The organism is Dokdonella sp. (assembly GCF_039926425.1).
GTDB lineage: Bacteria > Pseudomonadota > Gammaproteobacteria > Xanthomonadales > Rhodanobacteraceae > Dokdonella_A.
Genome location: NZ_JBDSWZ010000024.1, coordinates 24932 through 42259, shown reverse-complemented (window position 1 = coordinate 42259; position 17328 = coordinate 24932). Strand labels below are relative to the sequence as shown.

17 protein-coding genes are annotated in these 17328 nt (G+C 62.7%); 11 read left to right on the top strand and 6 right to left on the bottom strand.

Translation table 11 applies throughout. The features are described from left to right. Positions 1 to 379 (top strand): GreA/GreB family elongation factor (locus ABIV12_RS01515; protein WP_348055507.1); only part of this gene is annotated, 379 nt, incomplete at its 5' end. Positions 380 to 441: 62 nt separating this feature from the next. On the opposite strand, the gene ABIV12_RS01510 is transcribed toward ABIV12_RS01515, so the two are convergent. The 3 genes from ABIV12_RS01510 to ABIV12_RS01500 all read right to left on the bottom strand — a co-directional run bounded on the left by ABIV12_RS01510 (position 442) and on the right by ABIV12_RS01500 (position 3651). After that, on the bottom strand, positions 442 to 1590 hold the full coding sequence (locus ABIV12_RS01510) for a polyketide cyclase (protein ID WP_348055505.1): 1149 nt from the start codon (positions 1588 to 1590) through the stop codon (positions 442 to 444). Between the two features lie 220 nt (positions 1591 to 1810). Continuing rightward, positions 1811 to 2452: a response regulator transcription factor gene (locus ABIV12_RS01505; protein WP_348055515.1), complete on the bottom strand. Its 642-nt coding sequence runs from the start codon at positions 2450 to 2452 to the stop codon at positions 1811 to 1813. 11 nt (positions 2453 to 2463) lie between these two features. Next, positions 2464 to 3651 carry a sensor histidine kinase gene (locus tag ABIV12_RS01500; protein WP_348055503.1) on the bottom strand — a complete coding sequence of 396 codons (1188 nt, stop codon included), beginning with the start codon at positions 3649 to 3651 and terminating at the stop codon, positions 2464 to 2466. Between the two features lie 199 nt (positions 3652 to 3850). Here ABIV12_RS01500 and ABIV12_RS01495 point away from each other — a divergent pair, with 199 nt between their 5' ends. The 6 genes from ABIV12_RS01495 (at position 3851) to ABIV12_RS01470 (ending at position 7457) form a co-directional block, all read left to right on the top strand. Then, a complete protein-coding gene (locus ABIV12_RS01495) occupies positions 3851 to 4474 on the top strand; it encodes a GNAT family N-acetyltransferase (protein WP_348055501.1) in 624 nt (207 codons plus the stop codon). 2 nt (positions 4475 to 4476) lie between these two features. After that, the gene (minC, locus tag ABIV12_RS01490) at positions 4477 to 5268 is read left to right on the top strand and encodes a septum site-determining protein MinC (RefSeq protein ID WP_348055499.1); all 792 of its coding nucleotides are present in this window, start codon (positions 4477 to 4479) and stop codon (positions 5266 to 5268) included. A 126-nt stretch (positions 5269 to 5394) separates the two neighbouring features. Beyond that, entirely contained in the window at positions 5395 to 6207 is an 813-nt protein-coding gene (gene minD / locus ABIV12_RS01485; protein WP_348055498.1) for a septum site-determining protein MinD, read from the top strand. Between the two features lie 3 nt (positions 6208 to 6210). Beyond that, positions 6211 to 6507 (top strand): cell division topological specificity factor MinE, encoded by a 297-nt coding sequence (minE, locus tag ABIV12_RS01480; protein ID WP_348055496.1) that lies wholly within the window; start codon positions 6211 to 6213, stop codon positions 6505 to 6507. Positions 6508 to 6530: 23 nt separating this feature from the next. Then, entirely contained in the window at positions 6531 to 7037 is a 507-nt protein-coding gene (locus ABIV12_RS01475; protein WP_348055494.1) for a hypothetical protein, read from the top strand. A 162-nt stretch (positions 7038 to 7199) separates the two neighbouring features. Next, positions 7200 to 7457 (top strand): hypothetical protein, encoded by a 258-nt coding sequence (locus ABIV12_RS01470; protein WP_348055493.1) that lies wholly within the window; start codon positions 7200 to 7202, stop codon positions 7455 to 7457. A gap of 69 nt (positions 7458 to 7526) precedes the next feature. Here ABIV12_RS01470 and ABIV12_RS01465 read toward each other — a convergent pair whose 3' ends face one another. The 3 genes from ABIV12_RS01465 to ABIV12_RS01455 form a co-directional block, all read right to left on the bottom strand. Beyond that, entirely contained in the window at positions 7527 to 8738 is a 1212-nt protein-coding gene (locus tag ABIV12_RS01465; RefSeq protein ID WP_348055491.1) for a multidrug effflux MFS transporter, read from the bottom strand. 188 nt (positions 8739 to 8926) lie between these two features. Continuing rightward, positions 8927 to 10084 carry an OmpA family protein gene (locus tag ABIV12_RS01460; protein ID WP_348055489.1) on the bottom strand — a complete coding sequence of 386 codons (1158 nt, stop codon included), beginning with the start codon at positions 10082 to 10084 and terminating at the stop codon, positions 8927 to 8929. 209 nt (positions 10085 to 10293) lie between these two features. Beyond that, entirely contained in the window at positions 10294 to 11742 is a 1449-nt protein-coding gene (locus ABIV12_RS01455; protein ID WP_348055488.1) for a bifunctional 2-methylcitrate dehydratase/aconitate hydratase, read from the bottom strand. Positions 11743 to 12103: 361 nt separating this feature from the next. On the opposite strand from ABIV12_RS01455, the gene ABIV12_RS01450 reads away from it, so the two are divergent. From ABIV12_RS01450 to ABIV12_RS01435, 4 genes are all read left to right on the top strand, one after another. Then, entirely contained in the window at positions 12104 to 13120 is a 1017-nt protein-coding gene (locus ABIV12_RS01450) for a zinc-binding alcohol dehydrogenase family protein (protein WP_348055486.1), read from the top strand. Between the two features lie 64 nt (positions 13121 to 13184). After that, positions 13185 to 14480 carry a SpoIIE family protein phosphatase gene (locus ABIV12_RS01445; RefSeq protein ID WP_348055484.1) on the top strand — a complete coding sequence of 432 codons (1296 nt, stop codon included), beginning with the start codon at positions 13185 to 13187 and terminating at the stop codon, positions 14478 to 14480. Positions 14481 to 14544: 64 nt separating this feature from the next. Next, complete coding sequence (locus ABIV12_RS01440; RefSeq protein ID WP_348055482.1) at positions 14545 to 16563, top strand: NADPH-dependent 2,4-dienoyl-CoA reductase; 2019 nt, start codon at positions 14545 to 14547, stop codon at positions 16561 to 16563. 108 nt (positions 16564 to 16671) lie between these two features. After that, entirely contained in the window at positions 16672 to 17301 is a 630-nt protein-coding gene (locus ABIV12_RS01435; protein WP_348055480.1) for a glutathione binding-like protein, read from the top strand. The last annotated feature ends 27 nt before the right edge of the window (positions 17302 to 17328 follow it).

Sequence of the window (17328 nt, the reverse complement as noted above, 5' to 3'; positions counted from 1 at the left end):
AAACGCCGAGTACACGTATCGCAAGAAGCAGCTGGGTGAGATCGATCGACGCCTGCGGTATCTGAGCAAACGACTGCAGAATCTGCGGGTGATCGAGACGCAGCCAACGGACGCTTCAGCGCTCTATTTCGGCGCGTGGTTTCGCGTCGAGGACGAACGTGGCGACGAGCACGATTACCGCATCGTCGGTCCCGACGAAACCGACGCGCCGTCAGGCTATATCAGCATCGATTCGCCGCTCGCACGAGCGGCACTCAAACGGCGTGCGGACGACGAGTTCGAGGTGGATCTGCCAACCGGGCGCGCGCGTTTCGTGGTCGTTGCAGTCGCCTACGATGGCCCACTCCAGAGGAGGCGCGCGGGCACGGCAAAGCCGTGATCGCGCAAAAAAAAGGGCGGCTTGCGCCGCCCTTTCGAATCGTCTGTCGAGCGATCCGGGATCTATCGCTGAATCGGCATGTAGACCCGATAGGTCCTCTGGTCCTCTGGCGCATCGGGCGCCGAGACGACCTCGTCCCAGAAGCGGCCGAGCCCGATTTCCTGATACTTGTAGCCGTGCGTTTCGGCAAACGCCTTCTGACTCAGGCGGATGAGCGGGAGCACGGCGGGACTGCCGGTGTATTCGGTGTAGAGCGCAACCCCCTGATACCACAGGGCCGCACGCACATTGTTGTCGACAACCAGCAAGCCCTTCTCGTCCTTCTCGCCGGGCGCATAGACCTTCTCGCTGTCCTCATCCGTGCCGGCGGCGGGGGGCATTGGCGCCTCGATCGTCATCTGCTGACCATCAAGCGCGAAGGTGGCCGCGCTCACCGGCACGGCGACGCTGAATGAGTAATCTTCATCACCCCATTCAGTGGTGATCGTCATGCGCGGACCCGCTGCCGTGAGGCCAGCCTTCTTCATCGCCGCCTCGATCTCCGCCATCGCGGTGTCGGTCGCAGCGGCAACTTCATCAAGCGAGCGCTTCGCCTTGGTCGAAACCACAAACACCGGCTTCGCGACGATGTCGACCGGATCGATCTTCTGATCTTTGTAGTCGATGTTCGGAAAGCCCGCGAGCATCGCCGAAAGATTGTTGAGGCTGGTCTGGATCGAGGCCGCGGGATCGCCATCGATGTACAGACCCGCATAACGCGCCTTCAGGTCCCAGCCGTAGTCGACGTCGTAGGTTTCGTTGATCTTGAGGGTCTTGCCGTTGGACGCCGGATGCAGCTGCACCGTGTAGATCTTGTTGGTGCCGTTCCAGTCGTTGTCGAGTGCCATCTCAAGCTTGCTGTCCTGCGTGGACGAGGTGATGGTGAGATTGCCGTCGCCAATGCGCGGATTGGTGCTCGACCAGCTGATCTTCGCGCCGGTTCCGGCTTCGGGGCCCTGCAAACTCATTTTCGCATTCGGATCCTGCGCGCGAATCCACGACCACTGCGGAAAGCGCCGGAAATTGTTCAACGAATCGTAGACCTGGCGGACCGGACTGGAGACTTCGACCTCGCGCTCGATGTGACCATGGCTCGGCAGCATCACGCCAATCACCACGGCCAGCACGAAGACAATCAGCAAGGCGACCAGCAGTTCAAAAATACGAATCATCCGAGACATCTCCAGGACTTGCGTCAATGGTCTTGCACACATGGCGATGGCCAAGGCATGGGGTCGATACCCCACCCTCGCCCCCCGTTTCGCATGGGCGCTTACGCGATTCCGCGCGCGCGGGACCGGACATCAATGGTACTGGACTACGGGGAGGAAAGGCTACGTCCCGGGCAGGCCGCGCCGCACCTGTGCTGCCGCGGAGCCTGCACTCGTCCGGTTACACGATGCCGAGCTCGAATGCCTTCAGGACTGCCCGCGTTCGATCGCGCACGCCCAGCTTGGAAAGGATATTGGACACATGGTTCTTCACCGTCCCCTCCGCGACGCCCAGCGAGTTGGCGATTTCCTTGTTGCTGTAGCCGCCGGCCATCAGCCGCAGGATTTCCGTCTCGCGCTCGGTCAACGGGTCGGGCCGGTCCAGGCTGGTGAACTCGTTGTGCATCCGCTCGAGTCCCGACAGCAGCCGTTGCGTCACCACTGGAGCCACCAGCGAACCGCCATCGGCGACCGTCTTCACCGCATCGACGAGCTGGTCCAGCGAAACGTCCTTGAGGAGATAGCCCCGCGCACCCGCCTTGAGGCCCGCGAGAACGAGTTGATCATCGTCGAAGGTGGTCAGGATGATCGTCGGCGGCAATTCATTCCTCGCCGCGAGTGCGTTGAGGACATCGAGGCCGGACATGCCGGGCATGCGCATGTCGAGCAGCACCACGTCCGGCCGCGCCTTGGGGATCACCTCGACCGCCTGCATTCCGTCAATCGCTTCGGCGATCACACGGATCGAATCCGACAACTCCAGCAGCGAGCGGATCCCCTGGCGGACCAGCGTCTGGTCGTCCACCAGGCAGACCTCGATCATTCCGTCTTTGCTCATGCTCCACTCTCCAGCGGCAGAGACGCATCGAGCGTGAAGCCCTGTCCCTTGCCGGTCTTGATGTCCACGCTGCCGCCGAACTGCGCAAGGCGCTCGCGCATTCCGGCAAGGCCATTGCCCTGCTTGAACTGGGTGGCGCCCTGGCCATCGTCGCGCGCATGGATCGTCATCTGACGACCCGCATTGCGTTCGAAGTGGAGCCAGAGGTTGCGCGCTCCGGCATGGCGGACGGTGTTGGTGATGATTTCCTGCGCACAGCGCAGCAATACCTGCGCCCGCTTCGGATCGTCCACACTGAATCGCGGCGGCAGTTCGAGGTGGATGGCAAGTCCAGGCACGCCTTCGGTGAGATTGCGCAGCGCCTGGGTCAGGTCGATGCTGTCGCCTTCGCGCAGTTGGCTCACCACTTCGCGCACGTCGCTGAGCAGCAGCTTGGCCACCGTCTGCGCCTGGCGCACGTGCTCCTGCGCCTGACCGTGCACGAGATGGCTGGCCACTTCGAGATTGAGACTGAGCGCGGTCAGATGATGACCGACCAGATCATGCAGCTCGCGCGAGATGCGCATGCGCTCGGACAGGCGGCTCGACTCGGCGAGAAGCGTGCGCGTCGCCCGAAGTTCGGAGTTGAGGCGACGCTGCTCCTCGCGCGCCTCCACCTGCTGCTTGGTGACCAGCGCCGTGACGAACGCGAGCACGCTGAAACCGAGAAACAGGCTCGACTGCAGGAACGCATCGCCGAGACTGAAGACCGGTTCACGAATGCTGGCGAATACGGGCACCAGCGAAAAATTCTGCAACACCATCCAGGCAATGGCGACACGCAACGGAAGCAACCATGGAAGCACCACCGCAATCACCGCGAGCAGCAATGCGGAAATGCCGCTTTGGCTGAACCAGCCGATCGCCACGGCCGCCAGATTGAGGACGAGCAGGAGTCCGATCTGCAGCACGCGCCGCAGCGGCGTGCGGCGTCGGTCGCCGAGATCATGGGTCAGATACCAGTAGCCGATACCGAATACGACGTAGCACGCCAGCCATAGATGCGCATACGCCGCGGGCAACTGCTTCTGCGAAAGATCCTCGACCAGAGAGTCATAGCGCAGGAACGGCGTGCCCACGCTCGCGTACTGGAAGAGTCCCGCGTAGCGGAGCATCTGGATGTGATTGATGTGCGGCCAGGACATGTGCGCCATCATAGGCGTGCATCGAGCTTGCGTAACCTGCCCGAAGTCACTACCGCGCATCATCGCATCACTTTGTTTTAACCCCGCTGCCACGTCGGCGCCATGACCCCGCGACAGTCACGTGCGATAATCGGCCCCGCGTGAGTTGCGCGGCGGCAGCATCGCCCCCTCCCCCGCACGACCTTCGACGGAGCAAGTAATGGTCCTCAGCATCCGCGACGTGCTTGCGCACGAACTGGACTCGGTGCTCGCCCTCAACAATGCGGCGGGTTCCACCATCCTGCCGCTCGACGCCGCCGCCTTGGGCGCGCTGTACGAGGCGTCCAGCTACTTTCGCCTCGCCGAAGTGGATGGCCATGTTGCCGGTTTCCTGCCGGCGATGCGAGAGCACGCGAAGTACGACAGTCCGAATTTCCTCTGGTTTCGCGAGCGTTATCCGGCGTTTGCGTACATCGACCGAATCGTCATCGCGCGCCCGTATCGCGGCCTCGGACTCGGCAGGGTGTTCTACGCGGACGTCAACAGCTACGCGGAGACGCGCGTTCCGCACCTTGCGTGCGAGGTCTTTCTCGAACCGCGCGACGATGTCTCGCTGTTGTTCCACGGCACCTGGGGATTCCAGGAGGTCGGCCAGCAATTGATGCCCAGCAATGGACGCCGCGTGGCGTTGCTGGCGAAAACGCTGTGCAGCTTTCCGTACGTGCGCGACACGTATCGCCTCGACGCCGGCGGCGGGCTTCCCGACGTTCCATGGTTGGCAGAGGGGGGCCGCAGCAACGCACCGCTCGGCCAACGTGTCGTCCGCGCCGCAGGCGGCGCATGACGATGTCGTCGGTCCCTATCGCGTCACTCGAACCGGTTGCCGAAATCAAGTTCGGACAGGTCGGTATCGCAAATCTCAAACTGAAGCGTCTCGATGCCGATGGGCTCGCGCACGAATTGAATGACAAGGTCGCGAACGCGGCGCAGCTGTTCCTGCGCGCGCCTGTCGTTCTGGATCTCAGCCATTTGTCCACGCTCCCGGAGCTGGACACGGTCCGCGACCTGCTTGCACGCGTCCGCGCGTCCGGCATGCTGCCAGTTGGCCTTTCCTACGGCACCAGCGAGAACGAACAGCTCGCACAGGCGTTGGGGATCCCCGTGTTCGCCAAATTTCGTGCAGCGTACGAGCGCGCAGGCGAAGCCGTGGCCGAACCTGCGCGCGCGACCCCGGCACCGCCTTCGCGCGAACGCGTGACAACTGCGGAATCGGCGGAAGACATTCCTGTTTCCACTCCCGCCCAGGTCGCCACCATCGGACAGTTGCACGACAAACCCGTGCGATCCGGTCAGCAGGTCTACGCACGCGGACGCGATCTCATCCTGACCACGCTCGTCGGCAACGGAGCGGAAGTGATCGCAGACGGTTCCATCCATGTCTACGGAGCACTTCGCGGCCGTGCACTTGCCGGCGCCAAGGGCGACGAGACGGCACGCATCTACTGTCAGGAATTTCACGCCGAACTGGTTTCGATCGCGGGTCAGTACCGCGTGTTCGAGGACATCCCGGCGGAACTCCGCGGGCAGCCCGTGCAGGCATGGCTGGACGGCGATCGATTGATGTTGAAAAAACTGTGAGTCGGAATTCTGCAATGGGACGTCGTCAAAACGCGCCGGTGGTTCGCGCGTACGCGGCAGTCCTTCCGGCGTGCTTGTTCCCTATTCCCGTTCCACTGACTATTCCTGCTTCACTGGAGAAACGCATTGGCTGAGATCATCGTTGTCACTTCGGGCAAGGGCGGCGTCGGCAAGACGACGACCAGCGCCTCGCTCGCAGTTGGCCTGGCCCGACGCGGCAAAAAAGTTGCCGTCATCGACTTCGACGTCGGGTTGCGCAATCTCGACCTCATCATGGGATGCGAGCGGCGCGTGGTCTATGACTTCGTCAATGTCATCCAGGGCGAGTGCACGTTGAAGCAGGCGTTGATCAAGGACAAGCGCATCGACACGCTCTACGTGCTTGCCGCGTCGCAAACACGGGACAAGGATGCACTGAGCAAAGAAGGCGTCGAGCGCGTACTGACGGAACTCGGCGAGGAAGGGTTCGACTACATCATCTGCGATTCGCCGGCCGGCATCGAGAAGGGAGCAAGCCTCGCGATGTATTTCGCCGATCGAGCGGTCGTGGTCGTCAATCCGGAAGTCTCCAGTGTGCGGGACTCCGACCGAATTCTTGGCCTGCTGTCGAGCAAGACCCGGCGCGCCGAACTCGGCAACGGTGGGGTGGAACAGCATCTTCTGCTGACCCGCTACAACCCTGAACGGGTCGCTGCTGGCGACATGATGGGGATCAACGACGTCAAGGACATTCTCGGCATCGAGGTGCTTGGCGTGATTCCCGAATCGACCGGAGTGCTGTCCGCCTCCAACTCCGGCGTGCCGGTGATCCTCGACGAAAACTCCGACGCCGGGCAGGCTTACGCGGACGCCGTCGCACGACTCAGTGGCGAAACGCGTCCGATGCGCTTCATCGACGCGCAGAAAAAAGGCCTTTTCGCCCGCATTTTCGGGAGCTGACCCATGGGACTTTTCGATTTCCTGCGTGCGCGCCCGAAGAGCACCGCATCGGTCGCGACAGAGCGGCTGCGTATCATCGTGGCGCAGGAGCGCGCCGTTTCGGGCCGGCCGGACTATCTTCCGTTGTTGCGCCGCGAGTTGCTCGAAGTGATCCGCAAATACGTGAACATCGATCCGGACGCGATCGAGATCCACGTCGAACGCGATGGCGACCAGGAAGTACTGGAACTGTCGGTCGCGTTGCCGGAGAAGCAGCACAATCAGGCGGCAGCTGCGGCTGCCGCTGCACGCGAATCCTGACCCGCTGCATCCGGCGATTGGCGATGCAGCTGGCAAGAGAGCCCGGCGACCCCAACCCACCACTCACGCAGGGACGCGTGCTGACGCTGGCCGACATCGACATCGATGCTGTCCGCAGTTTGCTCGCAAAGCATCAGCTCGATCTCGAATTCGTGCCCACCGGGCAGCCGATTCCCGGCAGCTACTGGGGCGATACCGAGGCGGGAGTGATTGCGCATCGCGTCTATGCCCGCCTCGACACGCCTGTGCATTCACTTCTTCACGAAGCCAGCCACCTGATCGTCGCGCCTGTGGAGCGGCGCGCGTTCATCCACACCGACGCGTCCGATTCGCAAGCCGAAGAAGATGCAGCCTGCTATCTGCAAATCGTGCTGGCGGACGAACTCGCCGATGTCGGTCGTGATCGTGCGATGCAGGACATGGATGCATGGGGCTACACGTTTCGCCTCGGTAGCGCCCGCGCTTGGTTCTGCGACGATGCACAGGACGCGCGGACATGGTTGGAGCATCGAGGTCTACTTCCTCTCTGATTGCGTTGAACCGCGCAATACAAGGCGTTGGCCATGATCGTGCATGTCCGGTCGAGCCCGTCCGATCGAATGCGGCGTCCCGATCCCGACGGCCAGCTTCATCCAGACTCGTGCGCAAATGAGTGGCCTGCAGAACCATCCACCCTATCGAAGGAGCCTCACATGCAACGCTGGATCAAACTTCCCGACGGCCGTTTCCTCGACGCCAACCGTGTTGCCTACATCGGCAAATCCGAATCCTTTGCACGCCTTGACGAAGACGGCAACGACCTCGGGATCGGCTACTCGGTCAATATCGGCACCGATGTTCCGCGTGAATCCCAGATCAACGTCGTTGGAACCAAGGAGGAGATCTTCTCGATGCTGCGCACGATTCTCGGCACACCCGCTGAGCCGGCGGCTCCTGCGGTGCGTCCGTAGCATCCCGCTGACGCCGATGATCCAATCGCTGCCGATGCGAGGCATCGCGCGGCAGCGCAGCGCCATCCATCATGCGATGGCTGTCCTCTCGATCCTCCGGTAGAGCTGCCATGCGAGGAACCCGGCGACCGTCGATGCGAGCGCTCCGAGAGCGAGTGTGGACATGCGTCCCGCCAACAGCGGGGAGATCAGTCCGGCCATGACCGCGCTGATGACCAGACTGACGAACGCCTGCACCGAAGACACACCGCCGCGATGGTTGGGAAAACGGTCGAGCAGCAACAATGTCAGCGTCGGGAAGTTGATGCCGATGCCGATTGCATGCAGACCGATTGGCAAGACCGCCCATGGCAGGCGCGGCTCCGGAAAGATCCAGCAGACCAGCAGGTTGAGACAGGCAGCGCCAAGCATGATCGCGTAGCCGAGTCGAACAGTCGCATTGGCCGTGAGTCGGCCGGCAACGCGGCCCGAGAGAAACGCGCCCAGCATCATCCCGCTGATCGCCGGCACGAATAGCCATGCGAAATGCTGCGCATCGAGCTTGAGAAGATTCAGCACGACGGCCGGAGCGGACGAGATATAGACCCACAACGCGTTGAAGTTCAGCGAGCCGGCCAGCGCAAGCGGAAAGAAGGCGCGATCCGCGAGGATCATCCGATAAGTACGGGCGAGGGATTCCATCGATAGCGTCATGCGCCGTTCCGGCGCGTGGGTCTCCGGCAACAAAAACCGGCATGCCACCCACAAGACCACCGAAAAACCGGCAAGCATCCAGAAAATCATTGGCCAGCGCGCAAAGCCGATGACCCAGCCACCGACGATCGGTGCGATCGCCGGCGCAATGCCGAAAATCATCGAAACCGTCGACATCAACCGTTGTGCTTCGACCCCGTCGAAGCAGTCGCGGATGATCGCGCGCCCGACGATGAGGCCCGCTCCAGCGGAAAAGCCCTGCAACGCGCGAAACACAAGCAATGTGCCGATCGTGCCGGAGAGCGCACACCCCACCGATGCCAGCGCGAACATCGCCACCCCGAACAGGATCACGCGACGTCTTCCCAGCGCATCGGACAGCGGTCCGTGCAGCAGCGACATCAGTGCGTACGCAAACATGTACACGCTGATCGTTTGCTGCATTGCGAACGGAGTCGCGTGCAGATCGGCTTCGATTTCCGGAAATGCCGGAAAGATCGTATCGATCGAGAACGGTCCGAACATCGCGAGCGCAGCCAGAAGCGGCGCCAGCAAGCGGCGACGCGGGATCAGGGCGGGGGCGTTCATCGCGCGTCCAAGGTAGGGGTTTTCGTTACGTCGCAAACAATCGGGCGGCGGCGATGCCGATGCGCCTTCACTCACGCAGTGAGCGCCGTTCGCGACAGTCCCCGTGACTGTTCGAAGCCCGCGAAAGGCACAAAGAAAAAGCCCGGCTTTCGCCGGGCTCCTTCACTCAACTTAACGCCTGATCGAGCTTACTGCTCAACCTTGACTTCCGTACGACGGTTGCGAGCGCGACCTTCCTTGGTGGCGTTCGTGTCGATCGGAGCCGACTCACCAAAGCCCTTCACGGCCATGATGCGATCGGCAGCGACGCCATGCGCCGTCAGGTAATCACTCACGATCTGCGCGCGACGCTCCGAGAGCTTCTGGTTGTACGCGTCGGCACCGACCGAGTCGGTGTGGCCGTCAAGTTCAACCTTGATGCTCGGGTAGCGCTGCAGTGCATCCACAGCCTGGTCGAGAATCGCGACCGAGTCAGCGGTCGGCAGCTGCAGGGTCGGCTCGATGGCGTGCTCACCGGTCTTCGGGCGATCGAACTTGAAGTTCACGCCGCGCAGATCGATGACAACGTTCTTCGGGCAACCGTCCGGTCCGACGATGACGCCGGAAGCCGTATCCGGGCAACGGTCATCGCAGTTGTTGACGCCATCATGGTCGTCGTCCAGCGCGTGGCAATCAGCAGCCGGCGGCGGCGTGACGGCTGCAGCCGGCATCGCAGCAGGGGCCGCGGTGCCACCGAAGCTGTACACCAGCGCGATGCTGGCGATGCCGTCGGTGTAGCCGCTCTTGTGCGGAACGGTGTAACCGAGCGCATCGGACAATTCGCCGCGCGTGTTGTTGTCCTTGTCGTAACGCGCTGCAAGTTCACCACGCAGGGCGACACGCTCGGACATGTTGTACTGGATGCCGGCGCCGATGGTGGCCATCGGATCCCAGCCATTCTCGTTAAAGTTCACGTCGTTCAGCAGGAAGCCGGAGTACGCGGCATGACGCAGCGCACCGACGCCAGCCATGATGTACGGACGCCACTGCGAACCCTGGTCACCGAAGAAGTAGCGGCCGCTGACGCCGAGACCGACGCTTTCCCACTCGTGGTTCGGGCGGAAGGAATTATCCTTGAAACCCGCGTTGTTGATCGTGTATTCGAAGTCGATGGCGAGATTGGGGTTGACCCACACGCCAACGCCGATACCGCCCCAGACGGAGGTGTCCGTCTGACGGTCGCTGTCGGAGAAATTCGCTCCGATGCGCGGGGCGACATACCAGTTGCCGAAATCCTGGGCCTGGGCAACGGCGCTGCCGCCGACGAGGGCCAGAGCGATGAGCGCACTAAGGGCATTACGTTTCATTCAAGTCTCCTAACTACGTTTTGGTTTTTTCTGCACGCGTCCGCCCAACCCACGCTGGACGCCTGCACTCTTCCTAGTCTACGCCAAAATGACGTGAAGGAAACGTGCGCTTAACAAATTAACTGGGCCACGGGCTGCGGCCGCAGTGTAACGGCATCGACCCGCCACGACCACCATGGTGTGAAGATGTCGTTAAGGAACGAGTCACTCTACAAACTGAACAGCCCGATGAAGTCTTGGATCGGCATCGCATCCAGGGTGTGCGTGTCCCGGCTTGCCGCAAGGATTCTTTCGACGCTGTTCGCCGGGAGATGTTCGGCCAGCGCCGCCTCGAATTTCTGCAACAGGACCGGTATCCCTTCTGCACGCCGCTTGCGATGGCCGATCGGATAGTCGATCGACACCTTCTCCGTCGCGGTGCCGTCGGTGAAGAACACCTGCAGCGAGTTGCCGATGTAGCGCTTGTCCGGGTCGAAGTAGTCCGTCGTGAATTGCGGGTTTTCCTTCACCTCCATCTTCGCGCGCAAGGCGTCGATGCGCGGATCCGCGGCGACCGCGTCGGCGTAATCGCTGGCGGTCAGACGCCCGAAAATCAGTGGCACTGCGACCATGTACTGGATGCAGTGGTCGCGATCGGCGTAATTGGCCAGCGGCCCGGTCTTGTCGATGATCCGGACGCCGGCTTCCTGCGTTTCGATGACGATGCGCGCGACCTTGTCCAGCTTCGCGGAAACCTCGGCATGAAGCTTCATGGCGCATTCGACTGCGGTCTGCGCATGGAATTCCGCCGGGAAGCTGATCTTGAACAGCACGTTTTCCATCACGTAGCTTCCGAAAGGACGCTCGAATTCGAACGGCTTTCCATTGAACGCAATGTCGTAGAACCCCCAGGTCTTCGCACTCAGCGCCGATGGATAACCGACACAGCCCTTCACCGCATTGAGCGCATGGGTGACTGCTCGGCGGCACGCATCGCCCGCAGCCCAGCTTTTCCGAGGACCGGTATTTGGTGCATGTCGGTAGGTGCGCAGCACGCCGTTGTCGATCCAGCTGTGCGAGACCGCATTGATGATTTCGTCCTTGCCGCCACCGAGCATCTGCGTAGCCACCGCGGTCGAGGCCAGGCGCACGAGGATGACGTGGTCCATGCCCACCCGGTTGAACGAATTCTTCAGCGCATAGCAACCCTGGATTTCATGCGCCTTGATCGCGTAACCGAGGACGTCGCGTACGGTCAGCGGCGTACCGCCTTCGCGCTCCGCCTTGCGCGACAGGTAATCCGCCACAGCGAGGATCGCGCCGAGATTATCGGACGGGTGACCCCACTCCGCAGCGAGCCAGGTGTCGTTGAAGTCGAGCCAGCGCACTTGCACGCCGATGTTGTACGCCGCCTGCACCGGATCCAGCTCGAAGTTCGTGCCCGGTACGCGTGCGCCGCCGGCCATCGTCGCACCGGGTACAAGCGGACCGAGATGCTTGACGCAGTCGGGAAACTTCATGGCGAGCATCGAACAGGCAAGTGAATCAAGCAGCATGTAGCGCGCCGTGTCGTATGCCTCCTTCGAATCGATGGTGTAATCGGCGACGTAGTTGGCGATGTCGACCATCGGCTGGTCGGGATCGGGGCGGACGGCCGAACGGATATCGTGCTGGGACATGGAAGGTTCCGCTGCGAGGAAACAAAGGGAGGCGGCGATGCGCGCCGCGCGGCCGCGCATTTTGCCAGAACTGACGTGCGCGAGCCGAGGCATGTCCGGTTCGGGCTGCGCATCGCCGGGCGCACCACGTTTCCGGCGGTTGCGACACGATGAGCGGAGTGCGCCTTTGAAGAAACTTGCCTGCCGCCCTCCTTTCCGCCGCCGTTGCCGTTGCGTCGCTTCATCGAGCCTGTCGAAATCGTGCGCTTCATCGATCTCGCCGCCAGCCCCGCCGCCGTCGCGATCATCGGCTCGGCGTCGCGTGCGGATCGGAGACGGGCGCTGTCTGTATGCTGATGTCCGCTGCCTGGAGCATTTCGCCATGAAAGCCATTGGATTCACGCGCTATCTTCCGATCGACGATGCGCAATCGCTGGTCGATGTCGAACTTCCAAGACCAGCGCCGACGGGTCGCGACCTCCTCGTGCGCGTCGAAGCGGTGTCGGTAAACCCGGTCGACACCAAGGTCCGCTCCCCCAAACAGCAGGTCGAAGCGCAGCCGAAGGTGCTTGGATACGATGCCGCCGGCGTCGTCGACGCGGTCGGTGACGGCGTCACGTCACTCAAGGTGGGCGACGAAGTCTGGTACGCGGGCGACATCACGCGCAGCGGCAGCAATGCGCAGTATCAGCTGGTGGATGAGCGAATCGTCAGTCGCAAGCCGGCCACGATCGACTTCGCGCAGGCCGCGGCGTTGCCGCTGACATCGCTGACTGCGTGGGAGCTCATGTTCCAGCGCATGCGCCTCGATCCGGACGGCGCCGATCGTGGCAGGACTCTGCTGGTCATCGGGGGCGCCGGCGGCGTCGGATCGATCGCAACGCAACTCGCGCGCCACGCGGGATTCATCGTGATCGCGACTGCTTCGCGGCCGGAAACGATTGCCTGGTGCACCCAGATGGGGGCGACGCACGTGATCGATCATCGAAAAGCGCTGAAGCCGCAACTCGACGCGCTCGGGTTCGACGCTGTGGACGCGATCGTCAACTTCGCCGATCCCGCGCCGTACTGGGAATCGATGGGGCAGCTGATTGCCCCTCAAGGACGCATCGGCCTCATCGTCGAGCCGTCAGCGACGCTGAACATCGGCGATCCGTACAAGGCCAAGTGCATCAGCATCCACTGGGAAATGATGTTCGCGCGCGCGCGCTTCAAGACAGCCGACATCGGGCAGCAACAGCGCATCCTCGAACGCGTTGCGTCGCTGGTCGATGCAGGCGAATTGCGCACCACGCTCACCGAAACACTGTTCCCGATCGATGCGACCAACCTTCGCACGGCGCACGCGCAACTGGAATCGGGCAAAACGATCGGCAAGGTCGCGCTGTCGGGCTGGTGATGCATGCCTTGGCGCGGACGGACGCGGCGTGCAGAATCACACCTCGTCCATTCACGCAAATCCCGTGTCGCTGAACGGTTCACGTTTCGATCCCTTGCTCAACCTCAGCGGCTTCGACGGCGATTCCGTCGACGCACTGCGCGCGTTGCATGCGTACTTCGCGAATCGGCTACCCGAGTGCTCGCTGAGTCTCGTGCAGGTCACCGGTTTCGCGCCTGGGCAATGTCGGCTGGCCGGGCAGATTGGCGCAGATGGCCGCGAGCGCGTGGCCAATGTCGATCCGCTCGGCGAGCATTCGCGGGCGCGGGTGTTCGGTGATGCGCTGACCCGCACTCTTTTCGCGCTCACCGAAGTGCGGGTGTTGACCGTCGTTGCCGAGTTGGCAGCGACACCGTTCGGGCGCGCGCTTGCGAATCCCGGCAGCGTGCTCGGTATCCCGATCGCCAATGCCGGAGCGGTGCAGCACTGGTTCATTTTCTCGAGCAACCAGCACGATCGTTTCGACGAGGTCGATCGCGATGCGTTGCTGGTGGAAGGAAATCTCGCTGCCAACCTGATCATCCGCCCGCTCGTGACACGTGCCTTGCGCGACGAAACGGCGCGGCAGCGTCTGGCGATCGAGGGGCTTGCCGACGTGCAGCGGATGCTGCTGCCCGACGACCCGCCGATTGCCGGTCTCGACTATGCGGTGCATTGGCAACCCGCCGACACGGCCGCTGGCGACTACTACGATCTCGTCGCGCTGACGCAGCGCGCACCCGCAGATTTCAACGCGGATGGCGCCGACATCTGGGCGTTGATGCTCGCGGACGTTTCCGGCCATGGTGCGGCAGCCGCGATGGAAGCCGTGCAATTTGATGCGATCCTGCGAACGTACCAGGGCGACGGGGAAGCCGGACCCGCCGGCGCACTCACCTACGCCAACCGGTATTTCTTCTCGCGGCGGCAACGGCAGCACTTTCTCACCGCGTTCGCCCTGCTCTATCGACCGGACCTGCGCAGGATCGCCTATGTCGATGCGGGACATCCGCCACTCCTGCATCGACGCGGTTCAACGGTGATCGCCCGCGGGGCAGGCACGCAGATTCCGCTGGGCGTCCTGCGCGACCACGTCTGGCACAACGATTATTTCGAGGTCGCCTCGGGAGACATGCTGGTGTTGCACACGGATGGAGTCATCGAAGCACGCGACTCCGCGCAGCGACCATTCGGTAACGAACGTCTCGCCGACCTCGTCGGGTCCGGGCCGGACGATCCGGCTGCATTGCTCGCATTGCTGCGCGACGAGTTGATCGCCCATCAGCAAAGTGCGCTGGGTGTCGATGATCAGACGCTGATCGTGCTGCGCATCGTCCATTGAGCGAGCTTGTCGTCGCATCGCTTTCCGGGCATCGTCATACGATCGTTTGAACCGGACTGCCCGCGTGTCGTATCCCCACCTGTTCGCCCCGCTCGATCTCGGCTTCACCACGTTGCCCAATCGCGTGCTGATGGGCTCGATGCACACCGGTCTTGAAGACCACGCCCGCGATTTCGACAAGCTGGCCGCTTATTTTGCAGAGCGCGCGCAAGGGGGCGTCGGATTGATGGTGACGGGTGGTTTCGCACCCGGTATTCGCGGTTGGCTCGCACCGTTCGGCAGCCGGCTTTCAATGCCTTGGCACGTCGGTCCGCACCGCAGGATCACCCGCGCCGTGAACGCACATGGCGGTCGCATCTGCTTGCAGATCCTGCACGCGGGCCGTTACGGTTATCACCCGTTGTCGGTGGCGCCGTCGAGGATCAAGTCTCCGATCACTCCGTTCACCCCGCGCGCGCTCAGCAATGGCGGCGTCGAGCGGACCATCGGAGACTTCGTCAACTGCGCACGCAAGGCGCAGGACGCCGGCTACGATGGCGTCGAAGTGATGGGTTCGGAAGGCTATCTGATCAACCAGTTCCTCGCGGAACGCACGAACCAGCGCGAAGACGACTGGGGTGGCTCGGTCGAGAATCGCCAGCGTTTCCCGGTCGAGATCGTCCGGCGCATGCGTGCCGCCGTGGGAACGAACTTCATCATCATCTATCGATTGTCGATGCTCGACCTCGTCGAGCGTGGGCAGAGCTGGGAAGAAATCGTCGCCCTTGCAAAGAAGATCGAAGCGGCCGGCGCCACGCTGATCAACACCGGGATCGGCTGGCACGAGGCGCGCATCCCGACCATCGTGACCAGCGTGCCGCGCGCGGCGTTCGCGTGGGTCACGCGACGGATGAAGTCCGAAGTGCGCATTCCGCTGATCACGACGAACCGCATCAACATGCCCGACACCGCCGAAAGGATTCTTGCCGATGGCGATGCCGACATGGTGTCGATGGCGCGTCCCCTGCTCGCCGATCCGCGATGGGTCGCCAAGGCACGTGACAACCGCGCAGCCGACATCAACACGTGCATCGCCTGCAACCAGGCCTGCCTTGACCACGCCTTCGAGAAAAAACGGGCGAGTTGCCTGGTCAATCCGCGCGCCTGTCACGAAACCGAGCTGGTGATCCGGCCCGCCACGATCACGAAGCGGATCGCCGTGGTCGGTTCCGGGCCCGCCGGTCTCGCTTGTGCGACGACGCTGGCCGAGCGCGGACACGTGGTAACCCTCTTTGAGCAAGCCAGCGAAATCGGTGGCCAGTTCAACCTCGCCAAGCGTATTCCCGGCAAGGAGGAATTCCATGAGACGTTGCGCTACTTCGCACGCCGGATCGAGCAAACCGGCATCACGCTCTTGATCGGTACCGCCGCGACCCCGGCTACTTTACGCGACGGCGGATTCGACGAGATCGTTTTCGCCACCGGTGTCACCGCGCGAGCCACGGCCATTCCCGGTGGCGACCGCGCGAACGTCGTCAGCTATGTCGATGTCCTGCGCGGAAACGCATCCGTCGGCGCGCGGGTCGCGATCATCGGAGCAGGCGGTATCGGTTTCGACGTTGCGGAATTCCTTGTCGAGAACGCGCCTTCGCCGACCACCGATATCGCCCGATGGGCGCACCAGTGGGGAGTCGACACCACGCTCAGCGCGCGCGCCGGCCTTATCAAGGCGGCACCCGAGCCGCCGCAGCGGCAAATCTGGTTGCTGCAACGGACCGCCGGCAAACCGGGCAAACGGCTCAACAAAACCACTGGCTGGGTGCATCGCGCCACACTTGCCGCGAAGCGCGTGACGATGCTGGGCGGGGTCACTTATGAGCGCGTCGACGACGACGGCCTGCGTATCCGCGTGGGTGGGCAGGATCAAACGCTTCCGGTCGATACGATCGTGATCTGCGCCGGCCAGGAGTCGAATCGGGCACTGCATGTCGAACTGGCAAACTCGGGTCTGACCACCCATCTGATCGGCGGAGCGGACGTCGCCGCCGAGCTTGATGCGAAGCGCGCAATCGACCAGGGTACACGTCTGGCTGCCCGCCTATAAACGACATGTCGCGACGCGAGCGCGAACGATCACGGATCCGGTGCGTCAACCCCTTGAATCAGCCTGGTTGAGGCAGCAGAACAGGAGATCCCATTCCTGGAGAATTGAATGAAGCTCTATTACGCACCCGGTGCATGCTCACTGTCGGACCATATCGTGCTCGAATGGATCGGCAATCCCTACGAAGCTCAGAAAGTCAGCCGCGAGGAGCTCAAGTCAGCGGACTTCTTGCGACTCAACCCGGCAGGCGCCGTGCCTGTGTTCGAGGATGAAGGCTGGGTGCTGACACAGAATGCCGCGATCCTCAACTATCTGGCCGATACCTTCCCCGATGCCAAGCTGGGTGGAGACGGTAGCGCGCGGAGCCGCGCAGAAGTCAACCGGTGGCTCGCCTTCGTCAATGCCGACGTGCATCCGACGTTCAAACCGCTGTTCGGAACGACCAGCTATCTTGGAGACGACGCTGCGATCGCAAATTCGAAGGAACACGCGCGCACCGCGCTGAAAGGACTCTTCGCGCGCGCAGACGCTCAACTCGCCAACAACGCGTGGATCGCGGGTGAGCGCTCGATCGCCGATGTGTATTTGTACGTGGTTCTGCGCTGGGCGAAGGCGAACGAGGTCGATCTCTCGGCGATGGACCATCTTGCGAAGTTCGTCGCGCGCATGGAGGCCGATCCGGCGGTGCGCAAAGTGCTCGCGGAAGAAGGCATCGGCCGAGCGTCCCCTTCGTCGTAAAGAAAAAGCCGCGCATTGCGCGGCTTT